Source organism: Streptomyces sp. NPDC058401 (assembly GCF_042722885.1).
Classification (GTDB): Bacteria; Actinomycetota; Actinomycetes; order Streptomycetales; family Streptomycetaceae; genus Streptomyces.
This window is the reverse complement of sequence record NZ_JBHXKA010000275.1, coordinates 1-1,088: the sequence shown is the minus strand read 5'-3', so window position 1 is coordinate 1,088 and position 1,088 is coordinate 1. Positions and strand designations below refer to the sequence as shown.

Here is a 1,088-nt window from a genome sequence, read left to right as displayed (position 1 = left end):
CTCCCTCGCGGAGTGACCGCCGACCGGTCCGTGTGGTGGCCGGCTCAGGTCCGGGCCGCGCCCATCACCCGGGCGAACTCCTCCGGGTCGGACGCGAAGCCCCGCAGGGCCGGGTCCAGGGACCAGACCCCCTCGGCGTCGCGGGTGAACTCGGCGACGGTGACCGCGCTGGCCGCGCCGAAGCCGGCGAGGTCGTCCACGGCGAGATCGGTGTAGCCCTCCCGGATGCGCAGTCCCTTTCCGGCGACCTCGGCGAAGGTCAGGGCCGGGCCGCCGCCCGGCCGCTGGATCACCACTCCCACCACGACCCGGCTCAGTTCGGCCGCGATCCGGTTCAGTTCGAGGGTCATGACCTCGTCGAAGCCCAGCCCCTGCCCGGTCCTGCTGTCCCGGTTGAGCGTGATGGTGCCGTCGGGCGACCGGCTGCCGAAGTGCACCAGGTGGACGGGATCCCCGTAAGGGTCCGCGGCACGGTAGACCGCGGCGAGCAGGTCCAGGTCGTGGACGGGCGCTCCCGCCGGGCTGGGATCCCACCGCAGCGCGATCTCCACCTTGGCCAGGCCCTTGCGTACTCCGCTCACCGAACTCCCCCTCCGACCACCGTGCGTTGCCCTCCCATGCTGTCACGGGTCCCGCCCCGGAGCTCGAACGACCGTACGTTCCCGGCCAGTCCGGGCCCGGGGCGCGCATCGGCGGGACCGGCCCCGGCGGCGGGGACCGCGACGGCTACCAGTCGCCGTCTTGTACGGGCTTGCCCGGCCGGGGAGCGTTCCCCAGGGGTGCGATCTGGCCGGGTGCCGGTTCCGCCCACGGAGCCTCGTCGGTGCCGAGCCATTCGCCCACCGGCCGGACCCCGCCCAGGGTGCCGGAGGGGGCGAGGTCCGCGGCGTCCTCGTCGTAGTAGTCGAACCACGGCAGTCCGGCCTTGGTGTAGGCGGCCCGGTCCACCGGCGAGGGGGGCGGCTCCTCCCCGGTGATCCGCCGCCACGCGGGCGGGGTCACCAGGTGGACGAAGACCCGCGCGGCCGGCTCGGCCGCCCAGTCCTTCGCCTTGCGGTCGTCCCGGTACACCTCCTGGTGCATGGAGC

1 protein-coding gene and 1 pseudogene are annotated in these 1,088 nt (G+C 74.4%); both read right to left on the bottom strand.

Annotated features, from left to right (window positions below; all coding sequences use genetic code 11):
• Positions 1–44 precede the first annotated feature (44 nt).
• Entirely contained in the window at positions 45–581 is a 537-nt protein-coding gene (locus ACFWNV_RS39715; protein WP_383957240.1) for a TerD family protein, read from the bottom strand.
• A gap of 145 nt (positions 582–726) precedes the next feature.
• Positions 727–1,088 (bottom strand): annotated as a pseudogene (locus ACFWNV_RS39710) (hypothetical protein); the annotation flags it as partial.